The following is a 14,418-nucleotide window of genomic DNA, read 5'->3' on the forward strand; positions in this document are numbered from 1 at the left end:
AAAAAATCGTATAAATTTTAAAGATCAAATTCAACTATTCCCTCACAATATTTCCTAAATCCTTCAGCCATTTGTCCCAGTCGCTCAAGTAACGTAGCATTTACATCATTCGTTAACGTAGATTCGCTGGCATTCATAAAACGATAGCGAAAACAGCTGGTCTTTTCATTAATTTCTTTAAATACATATTCATAAATTAGTGAGAGATTCATCGCTGTAATCTGGCAACTTTCAGCATAAATAAAGCCATCCTCGGTTATGGTCATTCGTCGTGGTGATATGATGGCCTCGTAGTCGTCGAAAGTGAAACGATGAACGCTGCCAATAAACACTTCAGGAATGTCCTGTTCTACTTTTTGCAAACCGGGAACCCACTCAGCGCGGTTGGCCATATTCATGACAAACGTCATGTAAACATCACGAACGCTTGCCGCTATTTTAACTTCATGATAAGGCGTAGTATCCGTACGGTAAAAAACCGATGGGGCCGGTGGTTCAGGAACTAGTTTCCGTAGTCCGTTCAGCATGGTGAATCGATAATCCACTTTACCAATCGAATCATATTCTGACGATGAAATTGTCCATTCCATGTCCTCCGTTTCCGATGCATCAGCCTCCTGTTGCAGAAGTTTTTCTGTTATCAGTAAATACTCATGATTTTCAATGTCGTTTTTCAGCAACCGATGGGCAACAATCATTTCCAGTCCCGATTGTTTTGTAAAATGGCCCACTTTTATTTCCGCCAGCGGTCCATGATGCACGACAAACTTCAAGGTTAGATTACTGATAGATTGGCAGGCTTTGCAGGGACAAACAGTATAGCGCTGAATCCACATCCGTCTAAAATGAAAGGCGTTAAATATTTTAAGGCAGATGTTCAGTATTTCTTTTTTGGCAGGCGCTGGTCCTTTTTTTATCAGCAAAACAGCATCTCCTTCAATTTCTGATACGTCATACTCATCACCCACGGCAGTCAATATCTCATCTATGAGTAAATTGATGGCGTGTGAGCTATGGTCGAGTTCCGTCGTTGTCATGAACGCTGTAAATCCGCTGATATCCGGAATCAGTATCGTTGCGTTAGTCTGGGCCATAGTAGGAATGAATAAGTTGCTAAGATAGTCAGGATTGAAATCATGTGAACCGCAAAAAAATGGCCTTTCAACACACCAATTTCCATACTTTCGCGTCGTGAATACGTAGTATAGTCACCATTTTTATGCAAAAATGCCTGATTAATCCAACCACTTCATTTTGGATACAACTCCGCTCGATTCGGCTACTTTTTGGCTTGCAAGCCTGCTGACCTTTGCCGTATTCATTCTGTTTATACTCGGTTTTCCGACCGGGCTGGCCTACCAGGGTGGGCTATTTTCTAAATGCCTCTGGCCTTGTTTATATTTTTAGACACGGGTCGGCGTTCCTAGAATTAGTCTACCCTGGTACGCCAGTCCGGTCGGAAAGCCAAGCGTGAACGAAGAACAGAACGTATTAAAATCATTCTCGCCGAATCAATACACCCGGCTGCTCACCCGTCGCTTTCTGCTCTTTGTACACAAGCTTTCCAGCGACCCAAACGGCTTCAATACCCGTTGACAGCGCGCTGCTATCGCCAATTCGGGCGTTGTCCTGCACCGTGTCGGGGTTGAGTAATACCAGATCAGCGTAGTAACCGGGCGCAATGATACCCCGGTTTTTCAAGCCAAGATGTTCGGCCGAAAGGCCCGTCATCTTGTAGATGGCCGTTTCGAGTGGCATCAGTTTCTGGTCACGAACGTAGCGGCCCAGCACACGCGTAAACGCGCCGTAACCCCGCGGATGACCCGTATACGCACCATCGGAGCAGATGACGGTATGCGGCCAGATCAGAAAATTCTTTACATCCGGTTCATCCATCGACTTACCCATAATGCCTTCAATTCCGTCTGCATCCGGGTTTTTCCGGGAGAAGGCCGACGCTTCGGCGACCAGGCCCATGAGTGTTTGAGCTGATTTTTCGTGGCGCAACTGGGCAATGTCGTCAATGGTTTTACCGGCATACGACGGATTGGCCGCAAATCGTACCAACACCGATTGCATAGGGTCGAAGAGTTGGTTGACTGCAAACTCTGCGCTGGCCGCATTCGTATAATCGCGCTTCGGGAAAAGCACCCGTAGTGTCGACATCCAGTAGTCATACGGGTAACAATCGGCGGTGATGTTAATCCCCTCGGAGCGAGCCTGTTCCAGTTGCGCCAGAATACGACTCGATTGTCCCCATTGATCACGAAGCGCGATTTTGATGTGCGAAATCTGAACGGGCATTTTCGTGATTCGGCCAATCTGGATAATCTCGTCGATAGCATCGTCGATCATCATGTCTTCGCTACGTATATGACTGATATACCGGCCATTCGAATCGGCCGCGACTTGCGCCAGTTGTATGACTTCGTCGCGGTTCGAGAAAAAGGCCGATTCATATTCCAGCCCCGTCGAAAGTCCCAGCGAACCGTTATGTAACTCAGTGCGTAGCATGGTTTTCATGCGGGCAACTTCGTCAGGTTTGGCGGTCCGGTAGAGTCCATTAGCACCCATAACTTTCTGTCGTACCATGGCATGGCCGGTGTAACTCGCTACGTTCACCGCCACGGGTTGCCGTTTCAATCGGGCTTGCAACGAATCCATTGGCGTGCCTCCCCCATCCTGCCCCACCACAATCGTCGTAACGCCCTGACTGATTACCGGAAGCGCATCTGGTTTGAGGCCCCAATCATGATGGCTATGGCTATCGATGAATCCTGGTGCCAGCACCATCCCGCTGCCGTTAGTGACTGGCTCATTCGGGAAGGCTGTTAGCTCCCCTACTTCCCAGATTCTATCGTTCTGGAGTCGGACAGCCGCTTTTTTAGCCGCCAAACCCGTGCCGTCGATGAGCCGAATGTTCGTGATCAGCTTTGTTTGAGCCAACACAGGAGCCTTACCCGCCAGAATTTCCTCCGTCACCCGACCTGCTGCACTTGTTCCGCTGGTCAGCACAATCACCGTTTGTTTTTTGTCGATGTACCGGATAATTAGCGTGCGAAAGCCAACCCAGCCACCTGTGTGTTTAATCACGTTACCACCTTCCTCAATCATCCAGCCAAACCCGTAGGGATACGTAGCACCCGAGTTGAGTTTTACGGGCGTGAAGGCTTCGCGTAACGTACTGGCCTTAATCAGTTTCTCCGTATACAGCGCCTGATCCCAGACCAGCAGGTCTTCGGCGGATGCATAAACGTTCCCATCACCAATGACCCCATCTATTCGAATCAGGTCATTTGGTACGTTTTTGCCATTCTGCCGCTGAAAACCAAATACCCGATTTCGGGGCGTTGTCCGGCTTTTGTGGTAATAGATGTAGGTATTTTTCAGCTTGAGCGGCCGGACAATATGCTGGTCAAAAAACGTTTCGATGGGCATCCCGCCTACTTTCGTGATGATCGACCCAAGCAGTACGTAACCCGTGTTGCAATATTCCCAGCGGTCGCCGGGCTGGAAAACAAGCGCCGGTTTGTATTGATGCAGCAACTGAAGCATCCCCTCATTGGTGAGCGTATCGAGTGGGCCAAGGTATTTCTGCGCCAGATCGAAGTATTCGGGCAAACCCGATGTGTGATTCAGCAAATGCCGAACAGTGATTTTTTCGTACGGAAAATCGGGCAGATACGTGTGCACGGGCTCATCGTACCGCAGCTTGCCGCGCTCCTGCAACTGCATGATCATCATAGCCATAAACTGCTTCGACACCGACGCCAGATTAAATGCGGAACTGGTGTTTAGCGGTTCGTTGGTGGCGATGTTGGCGGTACCTAATGCCTTCGCATAGGTCACGTTACCTTGCTCGGCCACTAACACGACGCCATTAAACATAGCGCGGTCGTGAAGTACGGTCAAGGTAGAATCCAGCGTTTTCAGGCGAGTGGCCAGCAGGGACGTAACAGATTGTGCCTGAGCCGTAAGCTGCCCGATTACGAAGGCAAGAAGAACGTAGCGAAGTAGGTTTGACTTCATGATTTGAGAGTTGTTGGCACAACGGTTGACTGCTTAACGGCATAGAGCGCAATGGCGCTGCTGTGAACACGTATCATCGGAAGTTTAGCCAGTTGTTGCAGAAACTGAGCGTATTGTTTAATATCACACGCCACTACTTTCAATTGATAATCAATGGTTCCGGCCAGATGATACGCGTCCAGTACATCGGGCATCTGGCGTATGGTTTCTTCAAATTCAGCAATGTTTTCGGGCGTATAATCCGGCATCGATACGTTGCAAAACACCACCAACGGCCGTCCTACTTTCTCAGCATTGATCAGCGCTACGTAACGCTCGATGACCCCGTCGCGCTCCATTCGTTTGATACGCTCAAAAATGGGCGTGGTGGTCATGCTGAGCTGCTCAGCCAACTCCTTAATCGTGAGTTTGGCATTCTGTTGCAACAGGGCGAGTAAACGAAGGTCAACGTCATCGAGCATAATCAACTTGGAATAATATTCTTTTCAAAATGGCAAATTAATAGGTATATAGAATATTATTCCACTATTTAATTTATAACGCTATTTTATTCAATCAATTAAGCAATTATAAGAACGAATCTATAGATTTATCGAAATTTTTAGAACAATTAACAAATGAATAATCGAGCTATTCTGCTTACTGATGGCTTGTTAAGTACGCCGAATGCCAAAACTGCACACGGTCTGATTCGCGGTACGGAGCGCTATACGGTTGTCGGAGCCATTGACGTACCGACAGATGGACAAGACGCTGGCTATATATTGGATGGGCACGTTCGGGACATTCCGGTTTTTGCCTCCGTCGAGGAAGCGTTGACCCGGCTTAATGACGTTGATTATGCCATTGTCGCCATCGCCACAAACGGGGGCGTGTTGCCGCCAACGATGCTGACCGACATTAAACGATGTCTCGAACACGGGCTTTCGATCGTCAATGGACTGCACGAATTCCTGAATGACAAACCGGAACTGGTCGCTTTATCTGAGCAATTCGGCGGAAAGCTCATCGATGTGCGTCGACCCAAAGCCAGAACCGAACTGCATTTCTGGACGGGCGAGGTAAAGCAAATAACGGCCCCCATTATTGCGGTGATGGGCACCGATTGCGCCCTTGGCAAACGAACCACCGCCCGCTTAATCCGGGAAGCCTGCGGACGTAATGGCCTGAATGCACAAATGATTTATACCGGACAAACGGGTTGGCTACAGGGCGTTCAATATGGTTTTGTGTTTGACTCAACGCTAAATGATTTCGTCTCGGGTGAGCTGGAACATGCGCTGGTGTCGTGCTGGCGCGAAACAGGAGCGGATGTGTTGCTGATTGAAGGACAGGCAGCCCTGCGAAATCCCAGCGGCCCCTGCGGATCGGAGTTTTTGGTGTCGGGGAATGCGCGTCACGTCGTCCTGGTTCACGCACCCAAACGGACGTATTACGACCACGACCCCGCCTGGGGGAAGATTCCATCCGTTGAATCAGAAATTGCCTTGATTCGAGTCTATAACTCGGAGGTTATTGCGCTGGCAATCAACACCGAAGATTGCAGCACCGAAGAAGCCTTTACGTATCAAAAACAATACGCCGAACAACTAGGCATTCCGGTATTATTGCCGTTACAAGAGGGTGTAGACCCAATTCTGCCGGTTCTTCAGGCACTACTTTCCAAAACTCATGCGCATTAAATCCATTCGGGCGTTCATTCAGGATCTGGCTCTGACGAAACCCTACACCATTGCCTACCAGACAACGTCGTCGGTCGAGAATGTCTTTCTGGCGATCGAACTCGACAATGGCATGGTGGGTCTTGGCGCGGCTAACCCCTCCCTCGAAGTGGTGGGGGAATCCCCGGCGCAGACGTTGCAAAACCTTACAGGTGAATGGGTTGATGGCTTAGTCGGGAAAGATATTCGACTGTTCCAGCAACTTATTAACGAGGCTAATCAACAGTTTCCCAACGCGCCCGGTACGTTGGCGGCACTCGACATTGCCCTGCATGATGCCTTCGGGCAATATTTGGGCGTACCAATTGTGCAATTTTACGGGCAGAAAATTCGATCGCTGCCAACATCCATTACTATCGGCATCATGAACGTAGCCGATACACTGATCGAAGCAGATGCCTATATTAAGCAGGGATTTCACGTACTAAAAGTTAAAACGGGGCTGGACGTAGCGGAAGACATCGAGCGCATTCTGAAACTTCGGGAAAGCTACCAAAATAAGCTGACGATACGTGTCGATGCCAATCAAGGCTATTCGCTTTCTGATTTGAACCGTTTTTACGCAGAAACAATCTCTGCCCACGTTGAACTGATCGAGCAACCATTGCCCGTTGGTCAGGAGCAGGAATTGCTGGGTTTATCAGCGGACATTCGGCAGTTGCTGGCCGCCGATGAATCGCTGAAAGGTCCGAAAGCCGCTTTGAAACTTGCTCAACAGCCGCAGCCGTTTGGTATTTACAACATCAAACTGATGAAATGCGGAGGCATCAAGGCCGCTCTTGAGATCGCTAATATTGCCAAACCTGCCGGTATTTCACTATTTTGGGGTTGCAATGACGAAAGTCGGGTGAGCATAGCCGCCGGGTTGCATGCGGCCTTCGCCAGTGCCAACACACGCTACATTGATCTCGATGGTAGTCTCGACCTGGCCGAAGATATTGTTGCGGGCGGTTTCATTATCGAAGATGGTTTCATGCGCCCCACCGATGGCGCGGGTCTGGGATTGGTTCGTCTATGATAAAGCCCTGACAACCAGCGTCGGCTCCTGCCATTCCATACATCATACATCGAAAATGCTTCCCTACTTCCCTTTCGGCCAGCAGTTTAATGACAAAATGGGCACAGCTCCACTGTCAGAAAGCGACCGACTTGTGGAAGTTGATGAGCACTATTTGCCTGAGATTGACCTGAAACGACAGCTCCTGACCGAGCTTCCTTCTTACTATTTTCAGGCCTTACCAAGCTACGAATCTGCGCAATGGGACGTAGTGAATCTTGTTTTACACAATCTTTCCCGTTTCCAGCCAGCGCAATTTTCGCTCCGTGTAGAAGGCGATAACTGGCACTGGCACAATCACCTGCTTCATGAAGAAATAACATTTACGTTCGGTGATGGGGCTTCACTTCCGCAGGCCCCGCTCGATTGGGTAGGCCGACAGGTGCAGGAAGATTTGGTACTCCTCTCAGGCGATGACGCTACGTTGGTGGCCGGTCAGCTTTGTTTCGCTAATGACTGGTCACTGGATGAAAAAATAGGATTGCCCTTCTGGCAAATCCACGCACCGATTGTTCCGATTGTGGAGCCGATGATGCAGGCTGCCCGGAAATTCATGGAACGCCTGCCCTCTGGTCGATCTTTCTGGCGGACGAACTGGAGCGTGAAAGTGAGTGATCAGTTAGACATGACGAGCCGACACACACCCGCGCTTAAGCAACGTCTCGCTGATCGTCTCCCCTATTTAACTCCCGAGACGATCGGGCAGGAGCTTTTCGTCCGAATCGAACGCCAGACAATCACCCGTCTCCCCCAATCAGGAGCAATTTTGTTCGGTATTCATACGTATCAGAATCTGCTCGCGCAAGAAGCCGCCGACCCTGAACGCACTAGACGTATGGCGCAGGTTTTCAGTACAACGCCCCCGGCTATGCTTGCTTACAAAGGTATGACTGCCCTCATGCCCGCGTTACTTAGTTACCTTAGCGACCGGCACCATAGCAAGTAATTATTTTGTATTATTGCAGCCGTACGAAAGAATAGATTTCTACTCAACCTTAACAGCCAAATAAAGTATATGGATAAACTCGCCCGCACAATTGAATTACGTCCCGCTATTTTATTAGTCGTTAGCGGTATTGTGGGATCGGGTGTTTTCAAAAAAGTAGCGCCAATGGCGGCTGAATTAGGTTCCCCATTGTTGGTGCTAGCCTGCTGGATCGTAGCCGGACTGATTAGTCTCGCCGGAGCACTTACCTATGCCGAGATGGCGGGTATGTTTCCCCAATCGGGCGGGGAGTACGTCTATTTTAAAAAAGTCTACGGACGATTGTTTGCGTTTCTGTATGGCTGGGGCGCCTTCACCGTCATGCGAACGGCTACGATTGCCGCCCTCGCGCACATTTTCGGTCAATCGCTAATCTCTTTGACAAGTTTACAAGATGATTCCGTAGAGTTTGCCGTGAAATGCGTGGCTACGCTATTAATCACGGTGTTAAGTCTGCTCAATTATCGGGGTGTTACGTTTGCTGAGGGATTCAGCCGGGCGCTTATCTACCTGACATTCGCGGCCGTAGCCGTCATTGCCGTTATCGGTTTTCGGGCTGAAACGGGTAGCTTTACGAATTTGACTCAGGCAATTCCGAGACCTGGTGCTACGTCCCACACGCTAGTGGGTTCGCTGGTTGCCGCTTCCCTTGGCGCGTTTTGGGGGTATGAAGGCTGGAATCAGATTGGCTATATTGGCGAGGAAGTCAAAAATCCACAGCGTAATCTGCCCATTGCGCTTGGGGTCGGAACCAGTATCGTTGTGGGCATTTATGTGTTGCTGAATGTCGTCTATGTATATGTCCTCCCGATCAGTACCCTGGCTGATCTGGCCAGCGTGCCGGGTAAAATTGCGGGTGTCGAAGTAGTCCGACAGGCGGCTGGCTGGGTTGGCGCTACGTTTATTTCGGTATTGATTCTGGTAACGACCTCCAATTCAACCAATGCATCTATCCTGATGCCTGCCCGGGTATTCTACGCGATGGCTCGCGACGGGCTGTTCTTCAAAGCGGCCGCCATTATTCATCCACGGTACAAAACGCCATCGGTCGCTATTTTGCTGCAAAGCGTTTGGTCAGTCGTTTTAGTGTGGTCGGGAAGTTTCGACCAGCTCACGGACATGCTGGTCTTTGCATCCTTTATTTTCTACGGAGCTACGGCCCTTGGCGTTATTCTGCTACGTTATAAACAACCCGATTTGCTACGTCCTTATCGGACTTTTGGCTATCCAATTGTACCTGCTTTTTTCTGTGCATGCTGTGCGTTACTGGTCTGTATGACGCTCATCAATCAACCGCGCGAGGCCATAACTGGTTTGGGTCTGATTGCTACGGGCCTGCCTTTTTACTGGTTCTGGCGTAAACGATCCGAAGAATCCAACATAGAGAATCCGGTACTTAACGAGTAATAAAATAGAACGCAGACGGTTGGCCGCGGCCAACCGTCTGCGTTCCATACGTCAGTCAATAGCCGGGTAGCCTTTATCGAGCCAATCGGTTTTCAGATTTTTGGGGATATTCAGCAGTTTGTGATTGGTGAAGCCCATTTCGTTGAGCTTGGTGAATGCGGGGCGCACATTGGGGCATTTACTGAACGGGCAGCATCCACAGTAAATCACAATCGCCCGGTCTTTCGGCTCTTTGCTCAGCAGTTTTTCCAGTTTCGCTATGTTTTCAGCCTCATTAACTGGCCCGACGCCCACCGATGTCTTAATTGTAGCGGCTGGCCCGATGCTGATGATGAGCGGCTTTTTCGTGTCTGCGCTGGAAATCGTAGCAGCCAAATCGGCCGGTTCGAGCAGTTGCTCGGGACTCCAGGGTTCGGCTTTTTTCCAGCTTATCTGGGCGAAAACGGCGCAGAATACTATAACTGCAATAACGAATGAGGAGATTGTTTTTTTCTGGTTCATAACTTGATTTTTTTTCTACATCACGGAGCGATGCTGCTTATTTATAGGCAAGAAGCAATTTTAATCCTTAAGTCGGATACGCTTATCTTTTTATTTCTCGGGTATGTACCAGAAAGGAATAGTAACGATTTCCTCTCCCCTGGCAGTAGCGTCGGACTGGATACCAATCCGAAGCATGTTCTTGCCCGTTCTAAGATTAGTCGGTAATAAAATCGTTTGCCAACCGCGTTGCTGAGGAGCATCGCGCATCGTGAACAACAGGTCCGGTTTACGATACAACGAATCATTTATTCGAATGTATATCAAGCGGTTGATCTGCCGACTTCTCCACATCGCAATCAGCCGGCGTTTTTCGGCTATGGGCAGTGAATCATTCCACACAGGCTCTGGGGCCAGCCTGGTCAGAAGTGTATCCAGGGCTTTGGGATACGCTATAAATAACCGAATGTACGGATCACGAATCACATCCTCCTGAATGGATGCCACCTCAATGTATTGGCCATCAGCCCGTTGATTATCATAAGCACTTGAATTAATATACAGGCTATCTACCCTGGCCGAATAGAGATGGCGTCGGTTTACGCTTCCTGCCCGTCGATCTATGCGAGCAAAATCAGCGAAAAATTCGACGACAATCAACACCATGAAAACGCCCGTCATCAGGGCTATCGTTCTGAGGATTTTCCGATACGACAGATGGCTGTAGAACGTATTGAGAATAAAGGCAAAGGGTCTGTAGAGCCCCAAAAAAAATAGCTTACTCAGTTCGGTAAATCGATAGTGCAGGCTGACACCCCTCGGATGCGCTTTGACACTGGGCAAACTCAGCACAATACTGGCCAGTAGGTAGATGACCATCAGCACATAAGCGACTAGTTTAACACCCTGCCAGTATTGGGCAGGAATAAGCGGTCGCAGAAACGAGTAAACCAGTACGGTCAACAGGTAGGAAAAGGCAACGATAATTAAGATGAGAACAAATAGAAAGGCTACCGCGAAAACCGTATTGCATCGTCGATCCAGCCGCATAATATAGGCATCCAGTGACCCTAATTTTGCCGCCATCCGGTCCTGGGCATATTTGGTGGAAAACGGTATCCGGTCGTAGTGAATGCCCGTCGGATAAACAGCTAATAAACCAACCAGGCCAACCCAAAAACCACGCATAACGAAATTCGTCAGGAAGGCGATGAACAGGACGTAGCAGATTGCCTTCATCATGCTATAGGCCATCGAAGGAAATAGCCCTTGCATACCCGCTGTTTGGGTCAACAGATTATAGCGGAAGTAATCAAATGCAGCATCGAGTAAATCGGGCAATTGCAGGACAGCAAATAAAGCAGCCCCCGAGATAACCAGTTCAAGATTCCAGCTCTGGGTAGTTAATTCACGTAGTTTTTCTTCCTGCTCGGGAAGCAGAGACTCATTTGGGGTAGGCGCTTGGGGCACAGGAGAAAAAAGTTATAGCAGCGTTAACAAATCAATACGTGTCTGATGACAATGTTCGACTAAAGCTGGCCAAAAATACGAAAAGTGTTTACTGATCTCATCGTAATACAGTTCCAAATCCTCAATAGCCGTATCTAAACCTGATGGATACACGGTTCGGCGGGAAACGCCCTTCAGGGAACGGTCAATCCCATCCATAAACTGGTAATTCGTAAGCCAATCCTGCCGGATCATGTAGTCAACCATTCGGGTGGCACCAATTGGCAATCGGGAAACGTTAGCCTGCAACGTCTGATAGAAGTACGAAACGAATTCAATTAGCGGTTCGCCCGTAATCTCCTGAAAGTTGACAGCCAGAAAGTGATCAAAAAATATGTCCACGGCTGGGCCTGCGTATTTATGACAGCGCGGATGCAACAGATCACGCACGGCCGCTACATCGGGGTGAGCATCCGTAAACGTATCGATGGCGCGGTGAAGCCGAACGCCCGCTACTTCGCCGGGCGTCAGATTATGACGCGGATTAGCGGGATCGCCTTTAATGAAATCGCCGATAAAGTTACCGATGAGTAAGTCTGTATTTCGACCGGAGAGATAACCATGCGCCAGAATGTTCATGGCTTTTTGGCTGGAATGGGCGGTTCAGCCAGTAAGGTAACACCCTCTCCCGCTACGTATCGTTCTACTGACACGCCAAATCGACGCAGAAAATCAACGCCTTCGTCGGAGCCAATACCCTTATATTCAGCATAGGAATGTAGAAAAATCACTCTGGCGATTTTCATACTGTAAATAATTCGGGCGCAGGCAATGCAGGGCGATAGTGTTACGTAGATGGTTGATCCTTCTATTTCAGAGCCGTTTTTTGCTGCGTAGAGAATGGCGTTTTGCTCGGCGTGGAGAGCCAGTGAACACGAACCTTTTGAGTCGCGCGGACAGCCCACACCCGGAAATTCCACATCGCAGTTATGCGTTCCGGCGGGTGGACCGTTGTAACCAATGGAAATAATCCGGGTGTCTCGGGTAAGTACAGCACCGACCTGCGCCTTAATGCAGTGCGACCGTCTGGCCAGATTAACAGCCAGTTCCATAAAAATATCGTCGAAGCGGGGTTTAGCAGGCGAATCAGCAGTACGTAACATTTGGTAAAGATAAGCGTTGGTGCGCCAATTGACCGAATGTTTTGCCAGTAAACCCATGCACCCCAAATAAGATCTCGCCTGCATGAAAGGTTACTAACTTTTCGCTTTCTTTACGGTATGTCTATACTCAAAGCAGCCATCATCGGCGGAGGGAACATTGCCGATAACAACCACATTCCCGCGCTCAAAGAACTAGGTGATCAGGTCGAGGTTGTTGCCGTGTGTAGCCGCGACCTGACAAAAGCCCAGGCGCTGGCCGATAAACATGGCATTCCCAACGCTTTTTCTTACACGGGTGAGATGTATCAGCAATGTGCGCTCGATCTGGTGGTGATCTGCACGCCCAATCACCTGCATTATCCGCAAACAATTGAAGCACTGGAACATAACTGCCATGTATTCTGCGAAAAACCGCCCGCTTTGACCGCTCAGGATGCCCATGAAATGGCTGATCTGGCGGCTCAGAAAGGGTTGATTTTAGCGTATAATTTCCAGTTGCGGCAGTCGGCTGAATGGGAATTACTGATGCGCTGCAAAGCAGATGGACTGCTGGGCAATATCTATCATATAAAAGCTCATTTCCTGCGTCGGCGGGGGATTCCGGGTTGGGGGAATTTTACCAATAAGGACATGCAGGGCGGTGGTGCGCTCATGGATCTGGGCGTTCACGTACTCGACCTTGCCTTGTGTGCACTTGGCTACCCCACACCCGATCAGGTGCTGGGTAATACGTATGATTTTATCGGAAAAACCGGCGGTAAAGGCTTGATGGGTAACTGGAATCCGAAAACTTTTGAAGTGGAGGACGCTGCGATGGCCTACCTTTCGTTTCCCAGCAAAGTGTCTATTATGCTATCGGCGTCGTTTGCGCTGAACACACAAACTGACAAAGATCGTAACCTGGAAATCTTCGGGAGTAAAGGGGGCGTCAAGCTATTTCCGTTCACGATGTACACCGAAATAGCGGGCGAACTGGCTGATATTCAGTTTCCTTATCTGGAAGAAGTTGATATGCAGTTAAAAAATACAAAAGCTTTCCTAGATGCCTGCCAGGGAAAACCGTCGACCGTTTGCACCGCTAAACAGGGAGCAACTTTACAGGCAATCGTGGAGCGAATTTATGCATCGGCAGAAAGCTAATTTTTCGACAGGATTACATTACTGACAAACAATCCTGTCGAAAAAATTTCAATAAAACACATCCCTTCATGCTAGATATAGTCATTGATGCCCGACCCGCTTCATTAGGCAATGGATTTAATGTCCGGCGTATTCTGCCCTACCGGCTCCGACGAATGCTCGGGCCGTTTATTTTTATGGATCATGGTGGTCCGGTGTCGCTCGTGCCCAATCAGATTTCGAGTATGGACGTACTGCCCCATCCGCACATTGGTCTTTCGACCGTGAGTTATTTATTCGATGGACAAGTCACGCACCGGGATACCCTGGGCGTACAGCAGATTATCCGACCCGGTGAAGTAAACTGGATGACGGCTGGTAGCGGTATTGCCCATTCTGAACGGTTTGAAGATCCAGCCATGTTGGCAGGCGGCACACTGGAAATGATTCAGACCTGGGTAGCTCTGCCCGAAGCCGACGAAGAAGATGCGCCCTCGTTCGACAACTACCAGCCTGATAAACTTCCCATTTTTACGGACAAGGGCATTTGGATGCGACTCATTGCCGGTAATGCCTTTGGATTACGTAATGATGTTAAAACACATTCTCCGTTGTTTTATGCCCATGTCGTCTTACAACCGGGCACCCGATTCGGCCTGCCCCTGGGTTATCCGGAACGGGGCACCTATGTAGCGAAAGGAACAGTGGAAGTAAATGGAAATCGCTATGGAGCCGGTCAGTTGCTCGTCTTCACGCCCGGTATTGACCCTGTCATGACAGCTATCGAAACCACGACACTCATGCTGCTTGGCGGGGAAGCGCTGGGTGAGCGATATATCTGGTGGAACTTCGTTTCGTCCCGACGGGAACGTATCGAGCAGGCCAAAGCGGACTGGCTGGCAGGCCGTATCGCATTGCCTCCCAACGACAATCTGGAGTTTGTCCCCTTACCCAAGGAGAACTCAAGACCCGCCGGAACACCACCACCCCAACCGCTTTCTTAAGTGA

The 14,418-nt window shown here is 49.4% G+C and carries 13 protein-coding genes; 6 read left to right on the top strand and 7 right to left on the bottom strand.

The genetic code is table 11. The annotated features are described in order from the left end of the window. Positions 1 to 17 precede the first annotated feature (17 nt). The 3 genes from BM202_RS01040 to BM202_RS01050 all read right to left on the bottom strand — a co-directional run bounded on the left by BM202_RS01040 (position 18) and on the right by BM202_RS01050 (position 4,490). Entirely contained in the window at positions 18 to 1,037 is a 1,020-nt protein-coding gene (locus BM202_RS01040) for a DUF2652 domain-containing protein (RefSeq protein ID WP_177236479.1), read from the bottom strand. Positions 1,038 to 1,497: 460 nt separating this feature from the next. Next, positions 1,498 to 4,029, bottom strand: a complete 2,532-nt coding sequence (locus BM202_RS01045; RefSeq protein ID WP_093822616.1) for a serine hydrolase — start codon at positions 4,027 to 4,029, stop codon at positions 1,498 to 1,500. After that, positions 4,026 to 4,490, bottom strand: a complete 465-nt coding sequence (locus tag BM202_RS01050) for an Lrp/AsnC family transcriptional regulator (protein ID WP_093822617.1) — start codon at positions 4,488 to 4,490, stop codon at positions 4,026 to 4,028. Before BM202_RS01050 ends, BM202_RS01045 begins: the two co-directional genes overlap by 4 nt. A 156-nt stretch (positions 4,491 to 4,646) precedes the next feature. On the opposite strand from BM202_RS01050, the gene BM202_RS01055 reads away from it, so the two are divergent. The 4 genes from BM202_RS01055 (at position 4,647) to BM202_RS01070 (ending at position 9,199) form a co-directional block, all read left to right on the top strand. Next, on the top strand, positions 4,647 to 5,711 hold the full coding sequence (locus tag BM202_RS01055; protein WP_093822618.1) for an N-acetyltransferase DgcN family protein: 1,065 nt from the start codon (positions 4,647 to 4,649) through the stop codon (positions 5,709 to 5,711). Further along, on the top strand, positions 5,701 to 6,768 hold the full coding sequence (locus BM202_RS01060) for a mandelate racemase/muconate lactonizing enzyme family protein (RefSeq protein WP_093822619.1): 1,068 nt from the start codon (positions 5,701 to 5,703) through the stop codon (positions 6,766 to 6,768). Before BM202_RS01055 ends, BM202_RS01060 begins: the two co-directional genes overlap by 11 nt. Beyond that, positions 6,716 to 7,753 (top strand): heme-dependent oxidative N-demethylase family protein, encoded by a 1,038-nt coding sequence (locus BM202_RS01065; RefSeq protein ID WP_245776471.1) that lies wholly within the window; start codon positions 6,716 to 6,718, stop codon positions 7,751 to 7,753. Before BM202_RS01060 ends, BM202_RS01065 begins: the two co-directional genes overlap by 53 nt. A gap of 69 nt (positions 7,754 to 7,822) precedes the next feature. Next, a complete protein-coding gene (locus BM202_RS01070) occupies positions 7,823 to 9,199 on the top strand; it encodes an APC family permease (protein WP_093822620.1) in 1,377 nt (458 codons plus the stop codon). Between the two features lie 51 nt (positions 9,200 to 9,250). Here the strand turns inward: BM202_RS01070 and BM202_RS01075 are convergent, their stop codons facing one another. The 4 genes from BM202_RS01075 to BM202_RS01090 all read right to left on the bottom strand — a co-directional run bounded on the left by BM202_RS01075 (position 9,251) and on the right by BM202_RS01090 (position 12,291). Then, positions 9,251 to 9,700: a hypothetical protein gene (locus BM202_RS01075; protein ID WP_093822621.1), complete on the bottom strand. Its 450-nt coding sequence runs from the start codon at positions 9,698 to 9,700 to the stop codon at positions 9,251 to 9,253. Positions 9,701 to 9,790: 90 nt separating this feature from the next. Next, positions 9,791 to 11,149 (bottom strand): hypothetical protein, encoded by a 1,359-nt coding sequence (locus BM202_RS01080; RefSeq protein WP_245776472.1) that lies wholly within the window; start codon positions 11,147 to 11,149, stop codon positions 9,791 to 9,793. A 12-nt stretch (positions 11,150 to 11,161) separates the two neighbouring features. Further along, on the bottom strand, positions 11,162 to 11,767 hold the full coding sequence (locus BM202_RS01085; RefSeq protein WP_093822622.1) for an acyl carrier protein phosphodiesterase: 606 nt from the start codon (positions 11,765 to 11,767) through the stop codon (positions 11,162 to 11,164). Next, positions 11,764 to 12,291, bottom strand: coding sequence for a deoxycytidylate deaminase (locus BM202_RS01090; RefSeq protein WP_093823562.1), 528 nt, complete (start codon positions 12,289 to 12,291; stop codon positions 11,764 to 11,766). Before BM202_RS01090 ends, BM202_RS01085 begins: the two co-directional genes overlap by 4 nt. A gap of 117 nt (positions 12,292 to 12,408) precedes the next feature. On the opposite strand from BM202_RS01090, the gene BM202_RS01095 reads away from it, so the two are divergent. Both BM202_RS01095 and BM202_RS01100 read left to right on the top strand, forming a co-directional pair. After that, positions 12,409 to 13,431 (top strand): Gfo/Idh/MocA family protein, encoded by a 1,023-nt coding sequence (locus BM202_RS01095; protein WP_093822623.1) that lies wholly within the window; start codon positions 12,409 to 12,411, stop codon positions 13,429 to 13,431. Between the two features lie 68 nt (positions 13,432 to 13,499). After that, positions 13,500 to 14,414, top strand: a complete 915-nt coding sequence (locus BM202_RS01100) for a pirin family protein (RefSeq protein WP_093822624.1) — start codon at positions 13,500 to 13,502, stop codon at positions 14,412 to 14,414. Positions 14,415 to 14,418 lie beyond the last annotated feature (4 nt).

Origin of the sequence: Spirosoma endophyticum (assembly GCF_900112365.1) — a bacterium.
Taxonomy (GTDB): domain Bacteria; phylum Bacteroidota; class Bacteroidia; order Cytophagales; family Spirosomataceae; genus Spirosoma; species Spirosoma endophyticum.